At 61.0% G+C, this 26,518-nt stretch carries 26 protein-coding genes and 1 pseudogene; 23 read left to right on the top strand and 4 right to left on the bottom strand.

Annotated features, from left to right (window positions below):
• Nucleotides 1-842: 842 nt before the first annotated feature.
• From FOB72_RS17750 to FOB72_RS17705, 9 genes and pseudogenes are all read left to right on the top strand, one after another.
• The gene (locus tag FOB72_RS17750; RefSeq protein ID WP_150374063.1) at nt 843-1,541 is read left to right on the top strand and encodes a hydrolase; all 699 of its coding nucleotides are present in this window, start codon (nt 843-845) and stop codon (nt 1,539-1,541) included.
• A gap of 389 nt (nt 1,542-1,930) precedes the next feature.
• Nucleotides 1,931-2,002: a hypothetical protein gene (locus tag FOB72_RS32990; protein WP_411859845.1), complete on the top strand. Its 72-nt coding sequence runs from the start codon at nt 1,931-1,933 to the stop codon at nt 2,000-2,002.
• A gap of 569 nt (nt 2,003-2,571) precedes the next feature.
• Nucleotides 2,572-2,652: pseudogene (locus tag FOB72_RS32985) on the top strand (H-NS family nucleoid-associated regulatory protein); the annotation flags it as partial.
• A gap of 522 nt (nt 2,653-3,174) precedes the next feature.
• Complete coding sequence (locus tag FOB72_RS17730) at nt 3,175-4,266, top strand: CAP domain-containing protein (protein ID WP_150374061.1); 1,092 nt, start codon at nt 3,175-3,177, stop codon at nt 4,264-4,266.
• A 166-nt stretch (nt 4,267-4,432) separates the two neighbouring features.
• Nucleotides 4,433-4,873, top strand: a complete 441-nt coding sequence (locus tag FOB72_RS17725) for an Hsp20/alpha crystallin family protein (RefSeq protein WP_150374060.1) — start codon at nt 4,433-4,435, stop codon at nt 4,871-4,873.
• Between the two features lie 16 nt (nt 4,874-4,889).
• Entirely contained in the window at nt 4,890-5,294 is a 405-nt protein-coding gene (locus FOB72_RS17720) for an Hsp20/alpha crystallin family protein (RefSeq protein WP_150374059.1), read from the top strand.
• 95 nt (nt 5,295-5,389) lie between these two features.
• Nucleotides 5,390-5,956, top strand: a complete 567-nt coding sequence (locus FOB72_RS17715; protein ID WP_150374058.1) for an Hsp20/alpha crystallin family protein — start codon at nt 5,390-5,392, stop codon at nt 5,954-5,956.
• Nucleotides 5,957-6,115: 159 nt separating this feature from the next.
• Complete coding sequence (locus FOB72_RS17710; RefSeq protein WP_150374057.1) at nt 6,116-6,499, top strand: hypothetical protein; 384 nt, start codon at nt 6,116-6,118, stop codon at nt 6,497-6,499.
• Nucleotides 6,500-7,091: 592 nt separating this feature from the next.
• Nucleotides 7,092-8,288 (top strand): Fic family protein, encoded by a 1,197-nt coding sequence (locus FOB72_RS17705; RefSeq protein ID WP_223851544.1) that lies wholly within the window; start codon nt 7,092-7,094, stop codon nt 8,286-8,288.
• A gap of 429 nt (nt 8,289-8,717) precedes the next feature.
• Here the strand turns inward: FOB72_RS17705 and FOB72_RS17700 are convergent, their stop codons facing one another.
• Nucleotides 8,718-9,704, bottom strand: coding sequence for a TRAP transporter substrate-binding protein (locus FOB72_RS17700; RefSeq protein WP_223851543.1), 987 nt, complete (start codon nt 9,702-9,704; stop codon nt 8,718-8,720).
• Between the two features lie 778 nt (nt 9,705-10,482).
• On the opposite strand from FOB72_RS17700, the gene FOB72_RS17695 reads away from it, so the two are divergent.
• From FOB72_RS17695 to FOB72_RS17630, 14 genes are all read left to right on the top strand, one after another.
• On the top strand, nt 10,483-12,084 hold the full coding sequence (locus FOB72_RS17695; RefSeq protein ID WP_150374055.1) for an MFS transporter: 1,602 nt from the start codon (nt 10,483-10,485) through the stop codon (nt 12,082-12,084).
• A gap of 52 nt (nt 12,085-12,136) precedes the next feature.
• The gene (locus FOB72_RS17690) at nt 12,137-12,571 is read left to right on the top strand and encodes a RidA family protein (protein WP_150374054.1); all 435 of its coding nucleotides are present in this window, start codon (nt 12,137-12,139) and stop codon (nt 12,569-12,571) included.
• A gap of 28 nt (nt 12,572-12,599) precedes the next feature.
• Nucleotides 12,600-13,127 carry a 3-hydroxyanthranilate 3,4-dioxygenase gene (locus FOB72_RS17685; protein WP_150374053.1) on the top strand — a complete coding sequence of 176 codons (528 nt, stop codon included), beginning with the start codon at nt 12,600-12,602 and terminating at the stop codon, nt 13,125-13,127.
• The gene (locus FOB72_RS17680) at nt 13,124-13,774 is read left to right on the top strand and encodes a flavin reductase family protein (protein WP_150374052.1); all 651 of its coding nucleotides are present in this window, start codon (nt 13,124-13,126) and stop codon (nt 13,772-13,774) included. Before FOB72_RS17685 ends, FOB72_RS17680 begins: the two co-directional genes overlap by 4 nt.
• A gap of 34 nt (nt 13,775-13,808) precedes the next feature.
• Nucleotides 13,809-14,771: a LysR family transcriptional regulator gene (locus tag FOB72_RS17675; protein WP_150374051.1), complete on the top strand. Its 963-nt coding sequence runs from the start codon at nt 13,809-13,811 to the stop codon at nt 14,769-14,771.
• A 150-nt stretch (nt 14,772-14,921) separates the two neighbouring features.
• On the top strand, nt 14,922-15,989 hold the full coding sequence (locus FOB72_RS17670; protein ID WP_150374158.1) for a porin: 1,068 nt from the start codon (nt 14,922-14,924) through the stop codon (nt 15,987-15,989).
• A gap of 206 nt (nt 15,990-16,195) precedes the next feature.
• A complete protein-coding gene (locus FOB72_RS17665; protein WP_150374050.1) occupies nt 16,196-17,686 on the top strand; it encodes a 2-hydroxymuconic semialdehyde dehydrogenase in 1,491 nt (496 codons plus the stop codon).
• A gap of 2 nt (nt 17,687-17,688) precedes the next feature.
• A complete protein-coding gene (locus tag FOB72_RS17660) occupies nt 17,689-18,519 on the top strand; it encodes a 2-keto-4-pentenoate hydratase (RefSeq protein WP_150374049.1) in 831 nt (276 codons plus the stop codon).
• Entirely contained in the window at nt 18,516-19,451 is a 936-nt protein-coding gene (locus tag FOB72_RS17655; RefSeq protein WP_411859840.1) for an acetaldehyde dehydrogenase (acetylating), read from the top strand. Before FOB72_RS17660 ends, FOB72_RS17655 begins: the two co-directional genes overlap by 4 nt.
• Before the next feature lie 11 nt (nt 19,452-19,462).
• A complete protein-coding gene (gene dmpG / locus FOB72_RS17650) occupies nt 19,463-20,503 on the top strand; it encodes a 4-hydroxy-2-oxovalerate aldolase (RefSeq protein ID WP_150374048.1) in 1,041 nt (346 codons plus the stop codon).
• The gene (locus FOB72_RS17645) at nt 20,500-21,267 is read left to right on the top strand and encodes a 2-keto-4-pentenoate hydratase (protein ID WP_150374047.1); all 768 of its coding nucleotides are present in this window, start codon (nt 20,500-20,502) and stop codon (nt 21,265-21,267) included. Before dmpG ends, FOB72_RS17645 begins: the two co-directional genes overlap by 4 nt.
• Nucleotides 21,268-21,286: 19 nt before the next feature.
• Nucleotides 21,287-22,300 carry an amidohydrolase family protein gene (locus tag FOB72_RS17640; RefSeq protein ID WP_150374046.1) on the top strand — a complete coding sequence of 338 codons (1,014 nt, stop codon included), beginning with the start codon at nt 21,287-21,289 and terminating at the stop codon, nt 22,298-22,300.
• Nucleotides 22,301-22,332: 32 nt separating this feature from the next.
• Nucleotides 22,333-22,827: a DUF4863 family protein gene (locus FOB72_RS17635; RefSeq protein WP_150374045.1), complete on the top strand. Its 495-nt coding sequence runs from the start codon at nt 22,333-22,335 to the stop codon at nt 22,825-22,827.
• Between the two features lie 25 nt (nt 22,828-22,852).
• Nucleotides 22,853-23,434, top strand: coding sequence for an NADPH-dependent FMN reductase (locus tag FOB72_RS17630; RefSeq protein WP_150374044.1), 582 nt, complete (start codon nt 22,853-22,855; stop codon nt 23,432-23,434).
• Between the two features lie 498 nt (nt 23,435-23,932).
• Here FOB72_RS17630 and FOB72_RS17625 read toward each other — a convergent pair whose 3' ends face one another.
• The 3 genes from FOB72_RS17625 to FOB72_RS17615 all read right to left on the bottom strand — a co-directional run bounded on the left by FOB72_RS17625 (nt 23,933) and on the right by FOB72_RS17615 (nt 26,469).
• The gene (locus FOB72_RS17625; protein ID WP_150374043.1) at nt 23,933-24,559 is read right to left on the bottom strand and encodes a tyrosine-type recombinase/integrase; all 627 of its coding nucleotides are present in this window, start codon (nt 24,557-24,559) and stop codon (nt 23,933-23,935) included.
• 433 nt (nt 24,560-24,992) lie between these two features.
• Nucleotides 24,993-25,727: a haloacid dehalogenase type II gene (locus FOB72_RS17620; RefSeq protein WP_150374042.1), complete on the bottom strand. Its 735-nt coding sequence runs from the start codon at nt 25,725-25,727 to the stop codon at nt 24,993-24,995.
• A gap of 10 nt (nt 25,728-25,737) precedes the next feature.
• The gene (locus tag FOB72_RS17615) at nt 25,738-26,469 is read right to left on the bottom strand and encodes an SDR family oxidoreductase (RefSeq protein WP_150374041.1); all 732 of its coding nucleotides are present in this window, start codon (nt 26,467-26,469) and stop codon (nt 25,738-25,740) included.
• Nucleotides 26,470-26,518: the final 49 nt, after the last annotated feature.

The raw sequence follows: 26,518 nt of genomic DNA, 5'->3' as shown, positions 1-26,518 counted from the left end.
GCCGAGAAAGCCCCCTTGGTTCAGACACTTGCCGCCTCGAGCGGCTACGACGGCGGCGAACTTCGCCGCAATGCTGGCGCGGCTGCATTCGGGGCAGTTGGACTCCTTGTATAGGACGCCATACGCGCGGCGCTCGAATTGATGGCCGTTGGCACATTCGAGGATAACCGTCGCGCTGACGCTGTGCCATACGGCCGTGTGGCAGACGAAGCCCTGCAGCCTGGTCGCGGCATGAAGGCGGGCAAGGGAAGCTACCGCGGGGCGATGCTTTATCGGAATTGTTTGTCACGGTGCGACAGGCTATACGGGACGGCGTTTGACCGAGCCTAGTCGATGTTGCTCTGGAAAATCGGGCGCAGGAAGTAATTGGCGCAGCGATGATAGCTAAGGGCGTAGATCCCCACGCGAGAGTATGGTGACCTTGGCAGCTATCCGAATGTGCCATCAGTCGTCTCGTCAGGACCTCGAAAGTTTGAGGCGGCATGCATAGGATGAAAAGCGGAATCACACTTGGATATCTGCGGCCTCGATAGTGGCGGCAATACGGTTAGCTGTCCGATTGCTGGCCGGCCCAAGCGTGAACTGCTTTCGGGGGCGAGGCCAAGGGATTAATAAGCGCCAACGACTGTTGTTGACGCCTTCTCCGACCGACGCGGGGGCGGCTTTTCCGCTGAGTCGTTCGCATTACAAATATTCAATTTTTTTGAATAACTATGACAGCGATAGCCGACTTTCTCCGGGAGGGCGACCGCTATAGTTCAACCCATGGACAGCGCAGCAACAGCCAGCACTGCCAACAACAACCTCAAACTTATTGAATTACCTTTTTCCGGAGAGGAACCATGTCGAACGCCAAGCTGCAAGTCCTGACCCCGCGCAACAGCCAGCTGATCTTCATCGACCACCAGCCCCAGATGGCCTTCGGCGTGCAGTCGATGGACCGCCAGACCATGAAGAACAATGTCGTGGGCCTGGCCAAGGCAGCAAAGATCTTCGACGTGCCGACCACCATCACCACGGTCGAGTCCGATTCGTTCTCCGGCTACACCTACCCCGAGCTGCTCGACGTGTTCCCCGGCAAGGAAACGCTGGAGCGCACCTCGATGAACTCGTGGGACGACCAGAAGGTGCGTGACGCGCTGGCCGCCAATGGCCGCAGGAAGATCGTCGTGGCCGGCCTGTGGACCGAAGTCTGCAACACGACCTTCGCGCTGAGCGCGATGCTCGAAGGCGACTACGAGATCTACATGGTGGCCGACGCCTCGGGCGGCACGACCAAGGAAGCGCACGACTACGCGATGCAGCGCATGATCCAGGCCGGCGTGGTGCCCGTGACGTGGCAGCAGGTGCTGCTCGAGTGGCAGCGCGACTGGAAGAACAAGGAAACGTACGATGCCGTGACGGGCCTGGCCAAGGAACACTCGGGCGCCTACGGCATGGGCATCGACTACGCCTACACGATGGTCCACAAGGCCGCCCAGCGCACGCAGACCCCGCACGCATCGATCGCACCGGTCCACGCGCCGGTGACCGAATACTGATGTCACACGAGCGGTGGCGCGGCATCAAAGCTGCGCCACCATGAACGATCACGCAGGTGACGGGCGCACACCGCTAAGATACGCAACCAAAAACTCGGCCGCACCCTAAAAAACGGCCGCCGTCGCCTTCGCGACAGGATTCACGACCCACACACTTCGTCCTCCCTCGGCGTCTTGGCTGGCACTTTCAAGGTTTGTGCCTTGATCGCGCGCCGTCGGCAGGTACAATGTTGTTATCGGCAAGCAGGACGACAGGAATCAGAGGCGCGTACTCTCATTGAGAAACGCATCATGACGCAGCAGTTTCCGACCTTCGGCGACCTCTTTGCTCAACTCGGGCTACCCGCCACGAAGTCTCGATCGCGAAGTTCCTTGCCGTCCATTCTCCTTTGCCACGCAGCATCAACCTGTGCGAGGCCTCCTTTTGGACGTATTCTCAGGCAGCCTTGCTACGCGACTAGTTCACTGATGACGCCGACTGGGCGCCTGTCCTAGACCAGCTGAATCTTGTGGTGCGCAGTTCCGCTTGATTGCTATTCTAGCCAGTTCAAGGAGCAAGTTGCTCCGGAGCGGAGCGGAGTGGAGCGGTAACGAACTCCACGCCCGCTCATTTTCCGTTCGTCGATCACTGTGCTGTAATTAAAGGAGATCTCGACGATCGAAATTGCTTCAACTGGGGTCCTCCTGCATAGAGTGAGGTTGCCGAGCCTGCAAGTTGTGGAAGGCGCCGGATTCAAGCTCGGGCTCGGATTAGTCTTGCCGACAGTTTCCATCGCGCTACCACTGAACACAGACAGGGGAGCATATGTCCACATGCAAGGAACTTCTCGCGCAACGCGCCGAGCTTGAACAACGAATCGCAGCGATGCGTGAGCAGGAGGTCGGTGCGGTGATTGCGCGCATCCAAGAGCTGATGGCCCAACATAGCCTCTTGCCTGATGACATCATTATGAGGCGGCGAGGCAGGAAGCCGGGTAGCAAGAGCACTCACATGGCTGTGCCTGTAGCGCTGTATTAGGACCCTAAGACAGGAAAGACTTGGTCAGGCCGCGGGCGTGAGCCTGGCTGGATCGCCTGCAAGAAACGCAGTCGATTCCTCATTAACGCCTGATGCCGTGGACCCAAACTACTACCCAACTATCCGCGAATGACGGCTCTCCTCCATCCCCACATCGTTAAAGCTATTTATCGTCAAGCAATCGACCCGAGCGCGAGTGACGGTGAGGGCGATGCATGGTGGTCGGAGGTTGGCGCGGAGTTATCCGGCGTCCTCGCCGCGCGTACTCTTAGTGAGGCGGCAGCGATAATTACGTGGTGGCACCACGACTGGTCTTCAGTCGGTGACACAGCCCGCGCTGCGGCAAGACGTATCCGCAGCGCGGGCGTGAAAGCTCGGGCCTGATCTGGACGTCGCCCCGACGCTTTCACACCGCCGGTGCGGATTCGGGGAGCGGGTGGCTACTGGATAGCTCATTAGCGAGTTTGAGCGAAATCGGATCTACGGAAGCTCGGCATTCGCTCGGCTCCACGGGAATTGCGACTGACTAGGAAGCCGCGACCTCAAAAAACCCCACTGCGTGTCCGTAATGCCGAGATAGCACTTCCGGCTATTGGACAACGAACACGCGGCACGATGAACGACAAGGCCTTCTATCTGCCGGGGCTTGTGGCGAGCGCACTATGGGTCGGCTCTGCCAGCGCTTCAGCGCCGGTGGGCGATGCTCCGGTAAGTTCCGCGAGCTCACCGGCACCCGGAGACTTTACTCTTCGCAAGAGCATTTCCGATCCGACTTATGCAAAAGACTCAGGACACCTTGCTCTGTATAAGGCGATAAACGCGCTACGTGAACAGCTGGGTGTGGGCTTGCTGATGCAGGACGCGACCCTCGATGCCGCGGCGCAGGCCCATGCGGTCTACCTGAGCAGCAATAGTCTGGCTCAGCACGATGAGGCCGTCGAGAATCCCGACTTCTATGAGGTCAGCCCGCTGTCTAGGGCACGCAAGGCTGGCGCACCAGCGGCGCAGTGGGTGGGAGAGGTTGTCGCGGCGGCCAAGGGTGGGAATGATAGCGACATCGGGGAGAAGTGCTTCCGGCAGCTGTATCACACGGTGTACCACTTGCAGTCGCTGGTTGGTAATCAGGAGTCCGTAGGCGTCGGCTACAGCCATAGGGGGGCTCTTGGGCTGAACCTCTGCGTGCTGGATTTCGGAACGTCGACCGCTGCGCAGGCAGACCCCGCTCCAAATGGCGTGCCCTATGTTGGCGGCCAGCAATTTGATGTCGGGTTGCTCGTGACAGTACCGCATAACGGCGAAACGGACGTAGATCCCGCCTTTAACGCTGACAGTGAGACACCTGATCCTGCTCCGGACCTGAAGACGCCGGGCCGCCCGCTGATGGTTTATGCAAATGGGGCGTTTGGAGAGGTCCTGTCGGTTGGGACGTTCAAGATCGTCAATTCAGACGGTGTCGCCGTACCGGCAAGGATCCTGGTGTTGCCCGCGGCAAAGGGGGATGGTTCTGAAGGATTGGCTGATGCTTATGTTCGGAATAATGCTGCATTTCTGTTGCCACTGGCGCAGCTCGCTGCCCGTGAAACTTACACCGCCACCTTTTCAGGGCGACGCGCCGGCCAGCCGGTGAGTTTCTCGTGGTCCTTCAAGACGGGGAAGATTCCGACATTGACGATCCACATCGCCCCCGCGATGATACTGAATGAGTGATTTATTAGACTCTTGAAATCGTCGCTTACTGTTGCTATTTTTATTTCCGCTCAGGCAGTCGCGATGTCGCGCTGCGTGTTTCTGTTTGTTTGCCAGCGGTGAGGCAGGTGAATGGGAGCGCGTGATGCCCTTCACTCCTCGCTGCGCGTTACAGGAGGATACGACCATGACTGACGCACTCTACGGAGCCGACCTTTTCAGTGACTTCGATCGTTTGCAAAGGCAGATGACGAGCCTGTTCGGCGGGTTTCCGTCCAGCATCCGCGCCGGGCGAGCCGGCGCATTTCCTGCGATCAACATTGGGACAACGGACGACTCTATCGAGATCGTGGCCTTTGCGCCTGGGCTCAAGCAGGAAGACATCGAAGTCACCATCGACCGCGGGCTGTTGACGATCAGCGGTGAACGACGACCACTCTGGCAAGACTCCATGCCGGAGTTTCGACATTACGCCCAGGAACGCTTTGTCGGCGGGTTCAGAAGGGTGGTGGAACTGCCCGACAGCGCCGATCCCGACAAAGTTCAGGCCCGGTATGCCAACGGTTGTCTCTCGGTGAGCGTGGGCAAAAGAGAGGCATCGAAGCCACGCGCGATCTCTGTACAGTAACGTCACGGAGGCTGTCATGAACGACACCCAACTTGCGCAACGTAATGGCAGTGCGATTGCTCAACGCGCCGAAGACAAGGGCGCGCCGCGAGTCACTGTTGTACCGGCCGTGGACATCGTGGAAGACGCTAATGGCGTCACGCTGTGGGCTGACCTCCCGGGCGTGAGCCGGGAAAACCTCCAGGTCAGTTTCAATGACGGCGCATTGCACATCGAAGGACAAGCGGTCGTGGCCACGCCATCGGGGCTCCGCGTGCAACATGCGGAAATTCGTCAGCCGCACTTTGCGAGGTCATTCTCGTTGAGCCCTGATCTGGATGCTGGGCACATCGACGCGCAACTGAAGGACGGCGTCCTGAAGCTGACTATCGCTCGGCGCGAGGAAGCGAGGCCGCGGCGAATTGCAGTTAATCTGTCTTAGCGCTCGGTGTGCGAGGGGGCGAGTCGTCGTATTCGATCTTGTCCCCAGCAGGCCGAGCCTGTCTCGTGTTTCAGTCATGAATATAGGAGTGCGAGATGAAAACCGAAGTTGGGAAGTGGAATCCTTTCAAGTTTCTGCGCAAATCCTCCGGTACCGAGGAGCGCGGCAGTCAAGCCGCCGAGACGCCGGCGCCTCGCCATCGTCTGACAGACTTCCCGGACGTGTCTCGGTTGTTTTCCATTGAGCCCTGGCGGGCGATGGGAGGATTGTTGCAGGAGCCCTTCGCCAGCTTTCCGGGCTTGGATCGTTGGTTTGGCGACTATAGTTCCGCGCGTTTCCAGCCGCGCATCGACGTCGTGGATGATGGAAACGTGCTGAGGGTCACGGCCGAACTGCCCGGAATGGAGCGCAACGAGGTGCAGACCACCATTGAGGATGGCGCTCTGGTTCTCCGGGGCGAGAAAAGACAGGATGCCGAGACTGAGGAAAACGGATGCTACCGTCTGGAACGCGCATACGGTGCTTTCATGCGGAGCGTACCTTTGCCCGACGGACTGGATTTTGACCATGTCGACGCGCGATTTGCGAACGGCGTATTGACGATGCGCTTTCCGAAGATAGACCGCCCGTCGTCTTCTATTCGCAAGATCGACATTCAATAATGGCTCTGGACACCTAGGCATGGCATGCCGGCTGCTGACGGAGGAACGCGCCGCGCGGCGAAGACTCGGCGAAGTATTTTGCGGCGACTGCCTTGACCAAGATTTACAACACCCCTTTGGTGTTTGAGTGGACCCCCAGATCTACCTGCTGAGGTTGTTATGGATTTTGATACCGATTGGATGACATTAGGCCCTCATCGGATACGGCTGCGATGTGTCCGAGGATTTCCCACCGAGAAGTTGCGCAGTATTGCGGAGCTGGCCCGCATTGGAATTGAACACAATATGAGTGCCGCAGCGCGTTTGCTCGAAGTCGTGGCGGATCGCTCCAACGCGTACTCGATAAGTATCGGCACCACTTTTCCGAAGGACAAGCATGTTGTCCCCGAGCTCGAGAGGGCGCTCGCCATGATGTTCGGGCTAAAGGCAGATCAGATAAATATGGAGATGACCGTCGTTAACCAGACTGAGGTAGACCTGCACTTTGGCGTGTACGAACGTATGTTGGCTGAGAAGATCGGTATCGTTCCCCCGATACAGTAACTGAGGCCAAGGCCGCGCTTATCGGCTCCCCCTTCTCGGCGGCGGTAAGAGCATTGTTGACATGCAACAGTCGCGCCGAGGTCGGGCTGTTGAGTTGCATCCGAACCTGACCCATTAGGGCCTGTGGGTCAGTTTTCGGTGCAAATCTACAGTCGGGCGATTCCGCGCCCTGCGAGACGGCGCGGTCGACCTTGCCCGAAGATGCGAGCGCTTTTTGCTTGCCTGCGGCGCCAGCCGCCGATAGCGCGCTGGGCATAAGCGATTCCTCCGCCCATCTGTCCCCGGCGGCGATGCATTCCGTGCCGCGACCCTGCGACGAGGGACTTGCGAGGTGTCTAAAGCTCACCGAACGGTCTGGTGGCAGCAAGAGTTCCGCAACTGACAAAGAGGGCGCTCCATGCCGGAGATACAGGGGAACCTTGTGCGAGAAAGGCTCGGCGTGCTTGATGCCCTGTCCAGCCCGCTGCCGCGGGGCGAGATTTTCGCGTTAGATCTGCGCATGCGTCGCATTGTCAGGGAGCGGCCGTTCGGTTGAGCCGCAAAACTCCAAAAACGGCTCATACATTGAGCCGTATATAGTATGATGCGCCTCATGACGACATCACGCTCGACCTCCCCATGGATCTGGCTGCGCCCGGATTGGCCTGAGGCGGCTCTCGCCTATGATGCCAGCGCGGTCGCGCTCGAGCTGGCTGAAGCCTACCGTATGCACGGTGTTTTGGAAGGCAAGGCAGCCGCCATCGGCATAGGCACGACAAGCCAAGTGGCCCTGAATGCGCTGTCCGATGAAGTGTTGGCGACTGCAGCGATCGAGGGAGAGCGCCTTTCCTTAGACGCGGTACGCTCCTCCGTCATGAGGCGGCTTGGGTTGTCCACGTCTGGCCCAATCAACCGCAGCGTCGATGGGCTTGTGGAAGTTATCAGTGACGCAACGACCGCGATCGATACGCCTTTGGACGAAGACCGCCTGTGCCGCTGGCAATCCGCGCTTTTTCCCGGCGGGACGTCAGGCATCCATCGGATCGCAGTTGGTCGCTATCGGGACCACCCCGATCCAATGCAAATCGTTAGTGGCCAACCGGGTCGCGAGATTGTCCACTACGAGGCTCCGCCTTCAAAGGACGTCCCCGAGCAGATGAATCGCTTCCTCAACTGGTTCGCAGACACCACGCCGGCGCGGGCCTCGCTCTTGCCAGCGGTTGGTAGGAAGCCCACCGACGGCTTTGCTCGGGCCGCCATTGCGCACCTGTGGTTTGAGAGCATCCACCCGTTCGAGGACGGAAATGGGCGCATTGGTCGAGCTATCGTTGACATGGCAATGGCGCAGCACCTGCGGCAGCCAGTGCGGCTATACAGTCTTTCGCGGCAACTCCTCACTCTCCGTTCGGCGTACTACGACGAATTGAACCGAGCGCAGCGCGGCGAAAGCGACGTCACGGCATGGGTGAAGTGGTTTGCTCGTCAAATCACGGCTGCTTGCCATGCAGCCAGCGGAGTTATCGATCAAGCAATTGAAAAAAAGCAGTTTTGGGAGAAGCAGAAAGGGAGCGGTCTTCACGAACGGCAGCGCAAAGTACTGCAACGGCTTTTGGACGACGGTGACGGCGGCTTCTTGGGTGGACTGAACGCTGAGAAGTACATGAAAATGACCGGGGTCTCGAAGGCGACGGCTACTCGCGACCTGAGTGACATGGTGAAGGGTGGTCAACTGTGGAGCCAGGGCGTGGGCAAAGCGGTGCGTTATTACATTAGCGTGCCTGGTTGGAGGCATGGTGTAGGGAAAGAGTAGGCGTCCGGCGGACCGAATGCGAAACGTTGGGACTTGTTCGAAGATGGCAACGATTTAGGCCGCATCCCGATTTCGCCTTCCTGGAGCACTGCTTCCGAGGGCCGGTGGGGATATAGCGCGACCATCCGCTGACGGCAAATAGAGTGACCGGGAAACGCAATAAATCCGCCTCGAAAGTGTACGGCCGGCGCGTCTGCCGCGACCGGGATGACGAGTTAATTGCGGATTTTTTATCTTCGTATGCTGGAAAGGAGGTCCAAGCTGTTTTTGCGCCAGCCGGCGTCAGTTGGGCGGCGACGCTCAGCTCAAGCCCAACGCGCGTGCGCAACTTGCATCGGGACGGGAAGGCTAAGGAGTGGGAAGTGAAGGGGGGACGGGGCGGCCGATCATCCGGACGGGATGGGACGGGAGGGTGAGTCCCTTCACGGCTTAGCGCGGTGACCCCGACTCGTTGCCCAGATAGGTCCTCAGCAAGTCCGCGCCGCGTTCGCCGACGCGCGCTTGCCAAACGCCCACGGCGCTCATGCCCGCGTCGCGCAGGGCCTGCTGCACGGCTGGAGCGGCATGGTCTTCGATCGTGACGCCGTTGGCGCGCATGCGAGCAGTGTTTTCGGCCAGTCGTGTGTCAAGGCGTGCCCACTGGCGGTCTTCGGTTGCCCGGCCCGCGGCGGCGACGGCATCGCGTTGCGCAGGCGTCAGCGCCTGCCACGCGGCGAGATTGATCGTCGTAAATGACAACGGCATGGCGTAGCCGATGGCTGTGAAGTGGGGCAGGTAATCCCACAACTTTCGCCCGGCGCCGCCATCGCCCGACGACAGCACGGCATTCACCGAGCCGTCCTTGAGGCGCGGCATGGCATCGGCAAACGACAGGCTCTGCGCCTTGGCGCCGGCTGCGCGCATGACTTCGGCCGAGGTCTCGTCATAGGCGCGCACTGAAAGTGCCCGCAGTGCGTCGAGCGAGCCCACCGCGTTGCGCGACCACAGGCCGGTCGGCGGCCAAGGGGTGATGTAGATCAGGTGCTGGCCCTGCCTTGCGAAGGCCTGGGCGTAATCGGCGCGGGCCAGATCGGCAAGTCGGTGGGCCTGGTCCACCGTCGTGGCAACGAACGGCAGCGAAGACAGCAGGAAGATCGGGTCGATCTCGCCCAGCGCCCCGCCGAATGCATCGCCGGCCTGCAGCCTGCCATCTCGGATTGCTGCCGGCATCTGCGCCGATTTGAAGCCGGCGACCGCATCAAACGTTGGCTGCGGGGCCAGCGCACCCTGCGTGCGTGCAGCAATTTCCTGGGCAAACGTGCTCAGCCCCTCGCCGGGCATCGATGTGGCCGGATACTCAGTGGCCATCTGCCACACCACGGGCGCCAGCTGCGCATGCGCAGCTGGCGCAAGTAGCCCGGGTACCGTGATGGCCATACCCGTGCTCAGGGCAAGCGAGAGAACGGCGTGGGCGCTACGTCGGCGAAAGGGGCGCATGGCTAGGCAGGTGGCAGGAATGGGATGAAGGGCTCGGCGCCGGTCAGTGCCCCGCCGCTGGTTGCGGATTATAGGCCCAGGAGCCAGCCCACCGCTGGCGCTCACGGTAGGCAATGCGGTCGCCTTCTTCGCATTCCGCGGACATAACCGGTCATTGACGTCGGCCATATCGAACTAGCGAACCTGGTCGATGACCGCCGACCGGTACCTACTCAAGTGGCAGCGATCGACCCAACTAGGTCAGTGGTGTTAAGTCATGAAATGACTGGCATCGTGCGCATAGAAGACAAATACCGTCAGATCAACAGCTTTCCTCCGCTGGAAGAACTCCTGGAACGGCGCTCGTTACAAAAAGCGGCGTGACATGTTAGGTAACGATGTCGCTTTCGCGATACATCGAGGAGGAGGCGAAAGTACCGCGAATCACCGAAGGAACACCGATCGTCTGCACCGCCGGTGTGTGCAATTCATCTGCCGCCAAAAATCGCGACTGTTTTCGGTGCAGAAAAGGGAGGGATTTCCCTGCGGCGCATAGTGCAGGCGCACATGAAAAGTGCGTGCAAATACGAAAAATTGCGACCATCCCGCTGATATAACAGCGTGGAATAGTAGTGCCTCCATGATTGATTATGGTTCGCGAAACCCAGCTTTTAGACTCCTCTGCAACGGTAGCAAGTGTGCGCCGTAGCCTGTAGCCAATAGGGTGGAGGAGACCTGAATGAGCAGCGAACTAACAGCAGAGGTGCGGCCGCGTGGCACGGCCAGGCGTGAAGAAGTCAAGGTTGTCGTAGGGGCGTGTGTCGGTACTGTTCTCGAATGGTATGACTTCTTTCTCTACGGAAGTCTGGCCATTTTCTTTTCCTCGCATTTTTTTCCCGCCGGTAATTCCACGGCGAGTTATCTCGCCTCACTGGCGACATTCGGTATCGGCTTTATCATCCGCCCGCTCGGTGCGGTCTTGTTCGGCCGGTTTGGCGACAAGGCCGGGCGCAAGGCAACGTTTCTCGCCACGGTCGTATTGATGGGTGTCTCCACGGCCGGTATCGGCCTCTTGCCTTCCTACGAGACGCTCGGCTGGGCGTCGCCTGCCATCCTGATTGTGCTGCGTCTGCTCCAGGGGTTGGCATTGGGTGGTGAGTACGGCGGTGCCGCGGCCTATATCGCGGAACACACGCCGTCGGGTCGCCGCGGTTACGCGACGGGCTGGCTTCAGACCACCGCAACTTTCGGCTTCCTGTTGTCTCTTGCGGTGACGCAGATCTGCCGGATCTGGATCTCGACGGAAGACTTTGCATCGTGGGGTTGGCGTGTCCCGTTCCTCGCGTCCCTGCTACTCCTGGCCGTATCCACGTACATCCGCACGACGCTTTCGGAGTCTCCCGTATTCAGGCGCATGAAAGCGGAGAACCGGACGTCCAGTGCCCCGCTACGCGACAGCCTGATGGTTGGGCAGAACGTGCGCCGCATGCTGGCGGTGTTGTTTGGCGCGCAAGCCGCAGTTGGCGTGGTCTGGTACACATGCAACTTCTATGTCCTGTACTTCCTGACCTCCACGCTCAAGGTGCCAGCCAGCGACGCCTACGGTTACTTGGTTGTCGCGCTGATTTTCTCGCTGCCGCTCTACGTGTTCTTTGGCTGGCTGTCGGACAAGGTGGGCCGCAAATGGATCGTCCTGATTGGTTGCGGCATGGCAGTCGTGACGTTCCTCCCGATCTTTTCCCAACTGAGCAAGGCCGTGAATCCGGGACTCGCTCACTTCCAGCAATCCGTGACGATCCGCATCGCCTCATCCGAGTGCAATGACAGCATGTTCTCCGACGCCCATACCGCCTGTGACAAGGCACGAGACTTCCTGACACAAGCGGGTTTGTCGTACCGCGTGGAGCCGGGCCTAGCTGGGGAACCTCTGGTGACCTACATCGGCGACAAGCCGCTCTACGGGTTTGATGCCAGCACGTTCAAGGAAGCACTGGTTGCCGCCGGTTATCCGCCAGCGGCCGACACGGACGCGATCAATCGTCCCGTCATGTATGGCCTCCTGTTTCTGCTGATGATCTGGGGTGCGATGGCTTATGGCCCGATGTCTGCCTATTACGTGGAACTGTTTCCGGCCGCCATTCGCTACACGTCGATCTCCATTCCCTACAACATCGGCGCCGGATATTTCGGCGGACTGGCTCCGTTCATGTCGACTGCGCTCGCCGTGAAGTCAGGCGATGTGCTGGGCGGACTCTGGTACGCAATCATCGTGGGTGGTGTCTCGGTCGCTCTCGGCATCTTTGTGCTCAAGGAAACCAAAGACGTCGATGTGAACCAGTAGGGCGCGCCTTTCCCAATCAATTTCCTCAACGACAACATCAATGGAGCAGGTAATGACGCAGTCCAGTCAGGCGCGCCTGGTGCAAGGCAAGGCAACACCCCGGGGGCGGTTTCCCCATGTGGTGCGCGCCGGTGACTTTCTCTTCGTGTCGGGCACCAGTTCGAGGCGTCCGGACAACACCTTCATCGGAGCATCCAGCGACGCGTTCGGTACCACGACTGTCGATATCCGGCAGCAGACGCGAGCGGTGATCGAGAACATTCGCGACATCCTCCAGGCCGAAGGTGCGGATCTTGCGAATGTGGTGGAGATCACCACATTCCTGGTCAACATGAACGATTTCGGGGGTTACAACGAAACCTATGCCGAATACTTCGACGAAGGCGGTCCCACGCGCACCACGGTGGCAGTGCACCAGTTGCCGCACCCGTTGCTGGTCATCGAGATCAAGGCCATCGCCTACGCGCCCCAAGTGAAAGCAGGCTGATCGATCAGCCTGAGGATCGGAGACAACAATGCTGAAGCATGGACAGCCATTCCAATTCGACAACTGGATCGACGAACGTCGCCATCTTCTGATGCCGCCGGTCGGAAACCAGCAGCTATGGCCGGGAGCGGACCTGATCGTGACTGCCGTAGGCGGCCCCAATCTGCGCACGGATTATCACGACGATCCGCTTGAAGAGTTCTTCTATCAGATTCAGGGCAATGCGCATCTGAACCTGATGGTGGACGGCAAGCGCGAGCGCGTGGACCTTCGCGAGGGAGATGTGTTCCTGCTGCCGCCACACGTCCGGCATTCGCCACAGCGGCCCGAGCCAGGCAGCGTCTGCCTGGTGATCGAGCGGCAGCGGCCGGAGGGCGCGCTGGACGGTTTTGAGTGGTATTGCCCGAACTGCGACGGCCTGGTCCACCGCGTCGAAGTCCAGTTGCGCAGCATCGTCGAGGATCTGCCGCCCTTGTTCGAAGCGTTCTATGCCTCGGAAGACAGCCGACGCTGTTCGCATTGCGGGGCGTTGCACCCGGGTCGGGGTAACGCATGACCCACATCGCGATGGCCGGCCTGACGACCCGGCAGAAGTACTGGCTGATTACCGGTAGTGTTGGCCCGCGTCCCATTGCATTGGTCACCACCCTGGGCAAGAGCGGGGTCTGCAACGCGGCACCCTATAGTGCCTTCAACTACATGGGAGAAGACCCGCCGCTATTTGCCATTGCGGTGGACCACTACGGCGACGAAAGCCATCGGCCGGGCGAGGTCAAGGATACGTTGCGGAACATCCTCGACCGGCAGGAGTTCGTCGTCAACATGGTGGACGAAGCCATTGTGGAGCGAGCGGTCAAGTGCGGCAGCGATCTGCCTGCCGAGATGTCGGAAGCTGAAGCGGTGGGGCTGTCCCTGACACCGTCGCAATCCGTGGCCGTGCCGCGCGTGGCGGAGGCTCCAATCTCGTGGGAGTGCAGGCTGTACAAGGTTTTCGAGTTCTCCGCGCAGCGTTCGATCGTCTTTGGCGAGATCGTCTCGATGCATATCCGCGACGAGTTGTTCGACAACGAGAAGCTCCGGGTCCGCGTGGATCGATTCGATCCCGTGGGACGTCTGGGCGGCCCCAACTATTGCCGCGCATCGGAGCGGATGCGCATCCAGGTTCCTACGTACCTGCCGTCGGTGGGCGTGGCGCGCGAATGAATCGACTGTCGGATCTTCAAGAGATGGTGCTGCCATGCCCGTTCATCCGCTAACGCAAATCCGACTGAGCCGAAACCTGAAGCTGAGTCAGTTGCTGGTCTTCGATCGTGTCATTGAGACGGGATCGATCCTGCACGCGGCCAACGACATGGGCTTGACCCAGCCGGCGGTGACCAAGATCATCCAGGAGTTGGAAGCGGGCGTGGACGGGGCCTTGTTTGCCCGCTCCAATCGTGGCGTAGTGCCAACGGACCTGGGTCTCCTGCTGGCACGCCGCGTCAAATCGCTGCTCGCGGAGTTCCGATACATGACGGAGGAACTCGATCAGTTCCGTTTCGGAACGGCGGGCAGGGTGATTGTCGGCACCATGATCGCCGCTTCCGCGCATCTGCTCCCGTCGACGATTGCCAGGCTGAAGGCGCGCGCGCCGAACGTCATCGTCACCGTGCGCGAAGGTCCGACCGCGCAACTCTTTCCCGCCCTGGCCACGGGCGAAGTCGATATTGTCGTCGGACGCCTGCCAGAGCGGGAGTTGCCGCTCGCCGAGGCGTTTCCACTTGCCCATCAGCCGCTCTTCGAAGACTCGCTCGACGTTGTCGCGGGCAGTGCAAACGATGCCGTGGGGCCAACGGTCACATCGTTGCGCGAATTGGGTCACCTTCCGTGGATCCTGCCCACACCGGATTCACCGTTGCGCTACGCGGTGGAACGCATGTTCCGCAGTGCCGGGATTGATCTGCCTCGCGACCTCGTGGAGTCGATGTCCGTGCTGACCAACCTTGGCCTGCTGCTCACCACCCACCGCATCGCGGTCATGCCGCGCGTAGCGGCCCGGCAGTTCGTCGAAGCCGGCCTGCTGCGAACGCTTTCCCTTCCGGAACTGGGCGCCTTCGGGACGGTCGGCTACTCGGTTCGCGCCAACAAGCCACTCACGCCCGCATGTGAAGTGTTCATCCAGTGCCTGAGGGAGGTCGCCGGTCGCAACGAGGTCGGTTGACGCATCGGTTTCCGCAGCAGCCCACAACCAACCTTTTGACATGCTGTTCCAGCCAGGCTGGAAGGGCATCGCTTTGCTTTTTTTCCGCAGTACAAGAGCCAACAGCAGTGATATGCGAAGAGGGAGAAAGCAGTGAAGACGTTTGGAAAAATGGTTTGCGCGGGTCTGGCCATGGCGCCAATCTGCGCCATGGCGCAGTCCGTCACGCTGTATGGCGTGGTCGATACCGGCGTCGAGTACGTCAATCGTGTCGGCCACGACCACCACGGGCTGGTGAGAATGAACAATCTCTCGGGGACCGTCCCTTCGCGCTGGGGTCTGCGCGGTACGGAGGATTTGGGAGGCGGGTTGAAGTCCGCGTTCGTGCTGGAGTCCGGCTTTGCGCCCGACTCTGGCGTATCGAATCAGGCCAGCCGGCTGTTCGGCCGGCAAGCGTGGGTGGGACTCAGCGGCCCCTGGGGGCAGGTGGCGCTAGGCCGTCAGTACACCATGCTGTTCTGGGCAACCCTCGATGCCGACATGCTGGGACCCAATACCTTCGGCACATCGTCGCTCGACAGCTACATGGCGAATCCGCGCACGGACAATGCGATTTCCTACAAGGGTACGTTCGGCGGATTCACCCTTGGTGCAACGTACAGCTTCGGCCGCGACGCCGCACCGGCCGGGATGTCTTGTGCGGGTGAAAACGCCGGCGATCACAATGCCTGTCGCGAGTGGTCGGCGTTGGTGGGTTACAGCAACAGTCAATGGGGCGTCTATGCGGCCTACGATTCCTTGCGCGGCGGCGCTGGCGCTGCAGGCGGCCTCACCAGCAGCGGCTTGAAGGATGATCGCCTCTCGTTGAGCGGCTACACAAACATCGGGCGCGCGAAGGTCGGCGGCGGCTGGATTCGCCGGGACAATGATGGCAATGCGGCAACGCCGCGTAGCGATCTCCTGTACGGTGGGATGTCCTACGCCGTCACGCCAGCCTTCAGCGTCGACGGCGAGCTGCTCTATCTGCGCTACCACCAAAGCGCGGACAAGGCATGGCTTTATGCGGCGCGCGCCAACTACGCGTTCTCGAAGCGGACCACCGTCTACACCGCTGTTGGATTTATCGATAACGGCGGCCAGCTTGCGATGTCTGTCAGTTCCGGCGCCACGCCCGCCGCCATGCCCACGGCAGGCGGCAACCAGCTGGGTGTCACCGCAGGCATCAAGCACATCTTCTGACATTGGGTGACGCGCACCCGTTGCGGTGCGTTGCAACGCCAGGGCGCTTTGCTTCAGAAGCGCCCTGGCGCTTTTTTTTTTGCGTGGCGCCACGGGCGTGCCCGGCTATTGCTATTCCACGGCCTTATATCAACCGCCCAAGGTTTGATTATTCAAGCCGGGCCAGCACTTCTAGACTTGCCTCACTACCCGTTGCAGGAGTGCTCATGGATTATTACGCAGAGATCGCACAGCGATTGCCCAGGCAATTGCGATGTTTCGTCGACGGCGAATTTGTCGCATGGAAGGATTCTTTTCCCAAGCTCAGTCCCGTCGATGGCCGGGAGCTTTCGCAGGTGACCGAGGCGGATGCCGCGACGGTCGACGCGGCGGTGCGCGCGGCACGACGTGCGCACAACGGACCGTGGCGCAAGACCACGCCTGCACAGCGGGCCGAAGCCTTGCGCCGCATCGCAGACGGGATACTGGATCGCTTTGACGAGTTCGTGGCGGCGGAAGTCGCAGATACCGGCCGGCCCATTGCACAGGCCAGGGCGCTCGATGTCGCCCGCGCGATCTCGAACTTCCGGACCTTTGCCGATCTTGTCAGCACCGCGCACAGCGAGTGTTTCGAGTCGAGCGGCGCGGATGGCACGCAATTGCTCAACTACGTCACGCGCAAACCGCTGGGTGTGGTCGGCGTGATATCGCCCTGGAACCTGCCGCTGCTCCTGCTGACGTGGAAAGTGGCTCCGGCACTGGCCATGGGCAACACGGTGGTGGCCAAGCCGTCGGAGGAGTCGCCGACCAGCGCAACGCTGCTGGCGGACGTCATTCGCGACGCCGGACTGCCCAACGGTGTGTTCAACCTGATTCATGGGCACGGCCCCAACGCCGCGGGGGAATGGCTGACCCGGCATCCGGAGATCGATGCCATTACCTTCACCGGCGAGTCCAGGACCGGCAGCACCATCATGAAGGCCGTGGCCGATGGCGTGAAGAACGTGTCCTTCGAACTCGGCGGCAAGAATGCGGCGATCGTGTTCGCCGACGCGGATTTCGACGCTGCGGTCGAAGGCATCCTGCGCTCCAGCTTCACCAATGCGGGGCAGGTCTGCATGTGCACGGAGCGCGTCTATGTCGAACGTTCGATCTTCGAGCGCTTCGTCTCCGAGTTGAAGGCGCGCACGAAGGCGCTGCGCGTCGGGTCGCCGTACGTGGCTGGCAACACTACCGGCCCCATGATTTCCAAGGGTCATCGCGATAAGGTGCTGAGCTACTTCAGGCTCGCCGTCGAAGAGGGCGCAACCGTGGTGACTGGCGGTGACGTACCGCATTTTGGCGATGACTGCGACAACGGCGCCTTCGTCCAGCCCACGATCTGGACCGGACTGCCGGATACCGCACGGTGTGTCACCGAAGAAGTATTCGGGCCCGTTTGCCATATCGCGCCGTTCGACGCCGAGGACGAAGTGGTGGCACGGGTGAACAACAGCAAGTACGGCCTGGCAGCCAGCGTGTGGACCACGCACCTTGCAAGAGGCCACCGCGTTGCACAGCAGATCGAGACCGGCATCGTGTGGGTCAACGCTTGGTATGCGCGGGACCTGCGTACGCCCTTCGGCGGCGCAAAGCTCTCGGGATTCGGACGGGAGGGGGGACGCCACTCCATGGACTTCTATTCCGAGATCACGAACATCTGCGTGAGGGTCGATTGAACATGGACAGTCATCCGACACTGCAGGGCATTGCCGATTCGCTGTGGCAGCCGCATGGGGCGCAGCCGTTCAGCCCCGTTCCTCCTGTTCGCGATGCCATCGAAGCATTGGCCAAGCGTGGGGGTGTGGCGCTCGAACACGCCTACCGCATCCAGCAGATCAACATTCAACGGCAGTTGGCTGCCGGCGGGCGCACCGTGGGGCGCAAGATTGGCCTGACGTCGAAGATCGTGCAGGCGCAGTTGGGTGTAGACACGCCGGACTTCGGCACGCTGCTGGACACCATGGCTTTCGGCGACGGCGAGGAAATACCCTTCGGCCGGACCCATCAGCCCAAGGTCGAAGCGGAGATTGCGCTGATGATCGAGTACGACCTGCCGCACGAGCGCCATACGATTGCCGATATCGTTGGGTCCACGGCCTATGCGCTGCCGGCCATCGAGGTCGTGGGCAGCCGCATCGCGAACTGGGATATCCGACTGCTCGATACCGTGGCGGACAACGCGTCGAGCGGACTCTTTGTGCTCGGAACGCGCCCCGTCAAGCTGGGTGATCTGGATCTCGTGCGTTGCGGCATGGTCATGGAACGCAGGGGCGAGCAGGTCAGCGTGGGGGCGGGCGCCGCATGCCTGGGCAATCCGTTGAATGCTGCCGTATGGCTTGCCGACATGATGGTTCGCGTCGGGCAACCCTTGCAGGCCGGCGATGTGGTGCTGACCGGCGCATTGGGGCCCATGGTTGCGGTACATGCCGGGGATGTCTTCTCCGCGAGGATCGAAGGCCTGGGCGAAGTGCGCGCCGTCTTCTCGAAGTCATCGGAGTTTCAATCGTGAGCGACAATAAATTTTCTGTAGCCATCATCGGGTCCGGCAACATCGGCACTGATCTGATGATCAAAGTGATGCGCAACGCCCGTCATCTCAAGATGGCGGCCATGGTGGGCATCGATCCCGCTTCCGATGGCCTGGCACGTGCCCAGCGGCTTGGTGTGGCGACCACGGCCGATGGTATCGAGGGGCTGGTCGCGATGCCGGAGTTCCGCGACGTGCGCATCGCGTTCGATGCCACGTCGGCCAGTGCGCATGCGCATCACGCCGAGATACTTGCGCAGCATGGCGTGACGGTCATCGACCTGACGCCGGCCGCACTCGGGCCTTTCGTCGTACCGTGCGTCAATCTGGAGGCGAATCTTGATTCCACGAACGTCAACATGGTGACGTGCGGCGGGCAGGCCACGATTCCCATCGTCCGCGCGGTCTCCGACGTTGCATCCGTCCACTACGGGGAGATCGTTGCCTCGATCTCCAGCCGCTCGGCGGGTCCGGGTACGCGCGCCAACATCGACGAGTTCACCGAGACGACGTCACGCGCCATCGAGATCATTGGTGGCGCCACCGTGGGGAAGGCCATCATCGTCCTGAATCCCGCCGAACCGCCGCTGCTCATGCGCGACACCGTGTATTGCCTGGTGGATGCGGACGCAGACACCGTGCGGATCGACGAGGCAATTCACGCACAGGTAGCACACGTATCGGCCTATGTACCGGGGTATCGGCTGAAGCAGGCGGTGCAGTTCGATCGTGTCGATCTGCCGGCGCGTTTCCTGAAGACGGGGGCCCCCGCCACCGGGCTCAAGGTGAGTGTGTTCCTGGAGGTCGAAGGCGCCGCGCACTACCTGCCCGCCTATGCCGGGAACCTCGACATCATGACCTCGGCTGCACTGCGCACTGCAGATGAAATGATGGCCAAGCGGCTGGCTATGTGAAGGAGATCACAATGACGACCCACACGAAAAAGCTCTACGTTTCCGATGTGACGCTGCGCGATGGCATGCACGCCATCCGTCACCAGTACACCGTGGACCAGGCCGTGCGAATTGCCAAAGCGCTCGACGCCGCCGGTGTCGACAGCATCGAGGTGGCGCACGGTGACGGCCTGGCCGGATCGAGCTTCAACTATGGTCTCGGCGCACACACGGATTACGACTGGATCGCCGCCGTGAGCGGAGCGGTCCGGCGCGCCCAGGTCGCAACGCTGCTGATCCCGGGCATCGGCACGCTGCATGACTTGCGCGAAGCCTACGAGGCCGGTGCACGCGTGGTGCGCGTGGCCACGCATTGCACGGAAGCCGATATCTCGCGGCAACACATCGAGTACGCGCGCTCGCTCGGCATGGATACGGTTGGCTTCCTGATGATGAGCCACATGACCACGCCGGCACTGCTCGCCCAGCAGGCCAAGCTGATGGAAACATACGGTGCGCAGTGTGTCTACGTGGTGGACTCCGGTGGTGCACTGAACATGGATGACGTGGCGGCACGCTTTCGCGCGCTGAAAGCCACGCTCGATCCTGCAACGCAGACTGGCATGCATGCGCACCACAATCTCTCGCTGGGCGTGGCCAACTCGATTGTCGCGGTCCAGGAGGGTTGCGACCGCGTGGATGCGTCGCTGGCCGGAATGGGCGCCGGCGCTGGCAATGCGCCGCTGGAGGTCTTCATCGCGGCCGTAGATCGCATGGGGTTGAACCATGGTTGCGACGTCAAGACACTGATTGATGCCGCAGACGATATTGTCCGGCCGTTGCAGGAGCGTCCGGTGCGCGTCGACAGAGAGACGCTCGCACTTGGCTATGCCGGTGTCTATTCGAGTTTCCTGCGCCATGCGGAAGCGGCCTCGGTCAAATACGGGATCTCGACGTTCGACATTCTGGTCGAACTCGGCAACCGCCGGATGGTTGGGGGGCAGGAGGACATGATCGTCGACGTGGCGCTGGATCTCGTCCATCGCAATGCACAGCAAGCGAGGGCCGCATGATCGATATCGAGGATGCCGCGCGCCTGGTCGACGAGGCGGCGGTGAAAGCGACCGCGATCCATCAACTCACGACGGTCGATGCGTTTTCCGTGCATGACGCGTATCGCATCCAGCGTATGTCTATCGATCGCCGCGTGCAGCGCGGCGAGCGTCGCATCGGCATCAAGCTCGGCTTCACGAGCCGCGCCAAGATGATGCAGATGGGAGTGTCGGATCTGATCTGGGGCTGGCTCACCGACGCCATGCTGGAGGACGACGGCGGTAACGTCAGTCTGCGGCGATTCATCCATCCGCGTGTCGAGCCCGAGGTCTGCTTCCTGACGCGCAGGACGATTGACCGGCCACTGACGGCGCTAGAGGCGAAGGACTACCTGGAGGCCGTGGCGCCGGCAATGGAGATCATCGATTCCCGCTACCAGGACTTCCGCTTCACGCTGGAAGATGTGGTAGCCGACAACTGTTCCAGCGCCGGACTCGTCGTAGGCAACTGGGCGCGAAACCTCGATAGCCTGGGCAATGCGGGCGTGATCATGCGCGTGGACGGCAGGGACATGCAGATCGGCTCGACCGCGGCCATTCTCGGTCATCCGGTTCGCGCTGTCGTGGAAGCCTCGCGGCTTGCCAGCGAGTCTGAGACGGCATTGCCGGCAGGCTCGCTCATCATGGCCGGCGCGGCCACGGCCGCCCACCCGCTGGTGCCGGCCAGCCATGTGCAGGTGCTGGTGAGCGGGGTTGGCGAAGTCGATATCACAACCCGCCTGTAGGCTTTTCCATAGCGAAACCATGACCTTGCGAATTGATATGCACTCCCACTTTTTCCCGACGATTTCGCGGGAGGAAGCTGCGCAAGTCGGCCAGCCGGATGTGCCGTGGCTTGCCGTCTCGGACGATGGCGAAACGGGAACGATCATGCTGGGCGACCGGGCGTTCCGGCCGGTCAACCGTCCGCTGTGGGACCCGCGTCGACGTCTGGAACAGATGGACGAACAACGGATCGATGTGCAACTGATGTGCGCTACACCGGTGATGTTCGGCTATCGCTACGACGCCAGCACGGCGTGGCAGTGGGCGCAGCGCATAAACGACAAGGCGCTCGAACTCTGCGCGGTCGCACCGGATCGGCTCAGGGCACTCGCGCAGGTTCCGCTGCAGGATATCGAACTGGCATGCCAGGAGGCATCGCGTGCGCACGCTTCGGGACATTGCGGCGTGCAGATCGGCAACCACGTGGGTGCGCGCGATCTCGACGACGAGGGCCTGGTCCAGTTTCTGTGTCACTGCGCCAACGAAGGCATCCCCGTACTCGTGCATCCGTGGGACATGATGACTGATGGCCGGATGAAGAAATGGATGTTGCCGTGGCTGGTGGCGATGCCGGCGGAAACCCAGCTGGGCATCCTGTCGCTGATCCTGTCCGGTGCATTCGAGCGGATTCCACGATCCCTGAAGCTGTGCTTTGCGCATGGCGGCGGCAGCTTCGCGTTCCTGCTGGGGCGTGTCGACAACGCATGGCGCCATCGCGACATCGTCCGTGAGGATTGCCCGAAACTGCCGTCGTCCTATGTGGACCGCTTCTCCGTGGACAGCGCGGTATTCGACGCGAAATCCCTCAGCCTGCTGGTAGACGTCATGGGCGAGGAACGGGTGCTACTGGGGTCCGATTACCCGTATCCGCTGGGTGAGCAGTCAATCGGCGCGTTGGTAGAAAACCACGGCGGTCTGAGCGATCAGGCCAAAGGCCGTATTCTTGGCGGTAATGCCGCCAGGTTTTTCAGTCTGCCCCAGGCCGTAGGCTGAGGCAGACGATGCAGATAAATAAGGAGAGCCAGATGCTGCCGCAAGGTCCACACAAGGAGGAGTTGCTTCAATGGGTGCGTCGCCTGTGCGACGACATGCGTTCGCGCCCACTCGATGAAGAACTCGAAGCGCACCTGAACGAACACTACGGTGCCGGGACGCAAGCGTACGAGGAGATGTGCAGGCTGTTGAAGCTGGGCGTGGAAGAGGGATGGGCGGGTTACGTCGAGATCGACGGTGCCGCGTACCGCCGGGGTCGGATCGCCGAACCTGGTTACCAGACGGCGGAGATGAGCGTGGAAAGCGGGCTGCTGCGCGACGTCAAGGGCCAGTATCACTGCCACACGCGAGGCGAAATCAACATGATCATCCCGCTCGAACCCGGCGCCCAGTTCTGCGAGCATGGCGCGGGCTGGCGCGTCTTTGCGCCGATGAGCGAGCATTTTCCGACCGTCAAGGGCAGGGCCCTGATGATGTATTTCTTGCCGGGCGGTGAAATCGAATACCGACCCCCGCCGGCGCAGTAACTTCAAGACCTCTTCAGGAGATGGCATGAGTATCAGAATCCTTGCGGTGAGCGGCAGTTCTCGTCGCGGCTCGCTGAATCAGAAGCTGCTCGATATCGCCGCAAATGGCGCGCGCGATGCGGGTGCATCCGTGACGTCAATCCGGCTGCGCGATTTTGCGTTGCCGATCTATGACGGCGACTTGGAAGCCGATCAAGGGATTCCCGCAGAAGTGCGTCGGCTGCAGGCGGTGTTCGCCGAGCACGATGCATTGCTGATTGCAACGCCCGAGTTCAACGGCGGCTATACCGCCGCGCTGAAGAATGCGCTGGATTGGGTAAGTCGCCCGCAGGAAGACGGCACCTCGGGCGTTGCGCTGCTTGCAGGAAAGGTAGCGGCAATGGTTTCTGCATCGCCAGGGCAACTGGGTGGCCTGCGTTCGCAGCTTGCGTTGCGCACGGTGCTGGACAAGCTGGGTGTCGTGGTTGTTCCGGAGGCATTTACGCTCGGACTTGCCCATCAAGCATTCGACGGCGGGATCGGTCTCAAGGACAAAGCTGCGGAAAAGGCCGTCATCAACGTCGGTGTCGCGTTGCATCGCACTGCGGAGCGGCTTACCGTCAAGTGAGGGATTGCTCTGCCGCGATTTCCCTACGTTTGCGGCACGGGCAACTGGTCGATCCCGGCGGGCGCTCCGTTCTAGAAACGCTCGCCTTTCTGGCAACCTGCCGCACGATGTCATGGATCGACGTTTGAAGAAGAGAAAGCTTTCGCTCCAACTCTCGTCAATTTACTTCGGCAGGCTGTTCTGGACTATCGCAGAACCTTGCCACGAGGGAACCTCGACTGAACTTAGCGCTGGGCATTGACAGCGCACGGTGAGTTTTCAATCAACCGACTGGAGGAAGAACAAGAACCATCAGAGTGATTTTGCACCTAGGTCAGCTAGAACGCGGAAGCCCTCGCCCAAACTTAAAACTTGTCGGAATGGCGCAGCGAAGTGAGCCATTGTGGACTCCGTGTCACTATCGACAGGCAGATTTTGGTTGCGGTTCGGCCACACACAGAGTTCGTCTGATTGACCGGAAATGGCCGGTGAGCGACCGCTCGCCGGCCATCGAACCTACTAGACTTCAGTCTGCTCAGCCATCTCCAGCGCATCGTCGACTTCTATGCCAAGGTAGCGCACAGTACTTTCGAGCTTCGTGTGGCCGAGCAGTAATTGCACGGCTCGGAGGTTCTTGGTTCGACGGTAGATCAACGATGCTTTGGTTCGACGCATGGTGTGCGTGCCATAGGCGGTGTCATCCAGGCCAATCGAGGCGACCCATCTGTGTACCAATCGGGCGTACTGCCGGGTAGAAAGGTGGGCCGAAGTCTGTATGCGACTCGGGAATAACGCATCCGACGGGCTCAATCCTCGGGCAGCTATCCATGCTTCGACGCTCGCCCTAGTTTGTTCTGTGATCTCAAACTGGACCGGTCTATGGGTCTTCTGTTGGACCACTGTTGCCCGAGCACTGACGCGGGTGCCGTGGCAGACGTCCCGTACGAGCAACCTAGTGAGATCGCACGCCCGGAGTTTGCTGTCGATCGCGAGGTTGAACAGCACTAGCTCGCGTAGGTTTGACGATATCTGCAGTCTCGTGCGAATCGCCCAGATCTCGCAGAGCTTGAGCGGCGGCTTCTGCCCGGTGAGCTTCCCCTTGTTCCACGGAACATGTTGGGTCGATTGAGAGTTCGGCGTATCCATGATGATCTCCGTTCAAATGAAGGGAGATCAAGTTTGCGCCGGTGGCGATTCTGCCTGAAGCGTGTGTGAGGCCTTTTCCCGCGTCGTGGCGTGAATAGGCGGAGTCGCCGAGCGCTGCACCGCGCGTGAGATTCTGGTGCGTCAGATTCGAATTGAAACCGGAGGCGCGGGCGTTGATACTGGTCGCGTCCACCCTGAAGTACTTCGACCGCCGTGCGCTCACGGGCGCGCGGCGGTCTCTTTCTTTGCTACTCGGGACTCAACTCCGTCGCTGCATGGACGCTCTCCGACCCATGGCAGACACCGAGCAACCGCCGGCGAATATCCGCTGCAGCCCATCAATGGGACACTGATCTTTCGGTCACACTTTTCTTCGCTGCAAGCGGAACTTATGCTCCACAGCACTCGCGTCCGTGCCCTGCCGTGCTGGTGCTCAGCTATACGCGAGGAGGGATGCTAGTGACGGCAGGTCCGGCGCGATTACGTCTATGAGATCGTCAGGCGATGCGTCGAGCGTCGTGGCGGGACCATATTCGCGAGGACGCAGCACCAGCGCCGTCTGCATGCCGCATTGCTTCGCGGCTCTCAGATCCCACTTGTGCGCCGACACCATCATGGCTTCTTCCGGTTCGCAACCGAGGTGCTTGCAGCCCAGCCGATACACCTGCGGATCCGGCTTCAGCGCGCCCGCCAGTTCGGCTGAGAGGATGGCGTCGAACGGCAGTCCCGTCCGCCTGACAAGGTCGATCGTGCCGCGCATCGAAGCATTGGTCAGCGTCGCCAGCACGAACGATTCCCGTAGCGCGGTCAGGCCCGGCAGCACGTCGTCCCATGGCCTCACGTTGCCCCAAACTGCCAGCAGAAGCGCCCGGTCGGCCTTCGACACGCTTGCGCCACCGGGAAAGCGCGCAAGCACGCGGGGCAGTTCGTCCGCGTAGACGGCGGCGGCAGGCATCCACGCCTTCCGCCTGGCGGCGATATCGGCGAACGCGATATACGCCGCTGCACTCCAGACACCCGCAAAGGTCGACCATTGCGCCAGATCGGCCGCCGCGGCAGGGACCCGCGCCAGCGCCTCCATCATCGGATCGTAGAAGTTGAAGATGGTGCCCTGCATGTCGAAGGCCAGCGCCTTGATCCGCCGCGCTTTGGATGTCTGAAGCGTCATGGCGCGTCTCTCAGAAGTCCTGCACGGTCGGCCGGATCACGATCTCGTTGACGTCAACGGACTGAGGTTGCGCGATGGCGTAGGCGATGGCCTGAGCGATGGCGTCAGACGGAATGGCCATCTTGTAGAAGTCGACGACGAAATTGCGGCTATCGTCATGGCCGGAGCCGTATTTCAGCTCTGTGTCTACCGCGCCCGGTGAGATCACAGTCGTGCGGATGTTTCCGCCTACCTCGTGACGCAGCCCCTCCGAGATTGCCCGCACGGCGAACTTGGTGCCCGAGTACACCGTGCCACCGGGGCTGAATACCTTCAGGCCCACGACCGACGCGATATTGATGAAATGGCCGGACTGCTGCGCTTCGAACACCGGCAAGGCTGCGGCGATGCCGTACAGCAAGCCTTTGATGTTGATGTCGATCATGCGGTCCCATTCAGCCGTTTGCCGCAGCGTCAGTGGTGCAATGGCCATGAGACCGGCGTTGTTGACCATGACATCAATACGGCCGTGGCGCGCCACCACGTCCTCGATCAGACGGACTACCTGCGCCTGGTCGGTGACGTCGACCTGATGGATGGAAGCCTTGCCGCCTTTCTCCTCGATCTCAGCTGCGATTTCCTTTAGCTTGTGGACCCGACGGGCGGCGAGCGCGACGATCGCTCCTTCCGATGCAAGGCGTTTGGCGGTGGCTTCGCCGATGCCGCTGGACGCGCCGGTAATGACAATGACTTTGCTTGACATGATTCCCTCCAAGGGTTGTTGAACTGCGTGGAAGGAAGTTTGGTCGATG

The organism is Cupriavidus pauculus, assembly GCF_008693385.1.
Taxonomy (GTDB): domain Bacteria; phylum Pseudomonadota; class Gammaproteobacteria; order Burkholderiales; family Burkholderiaceae; genus Cupriavidus; species Cupriavidus pauculus_D.
Note: the sequence above shows the minus strand (reverse complement) of the source record. Positions and strands in the feature narration are given on the sequence as shown.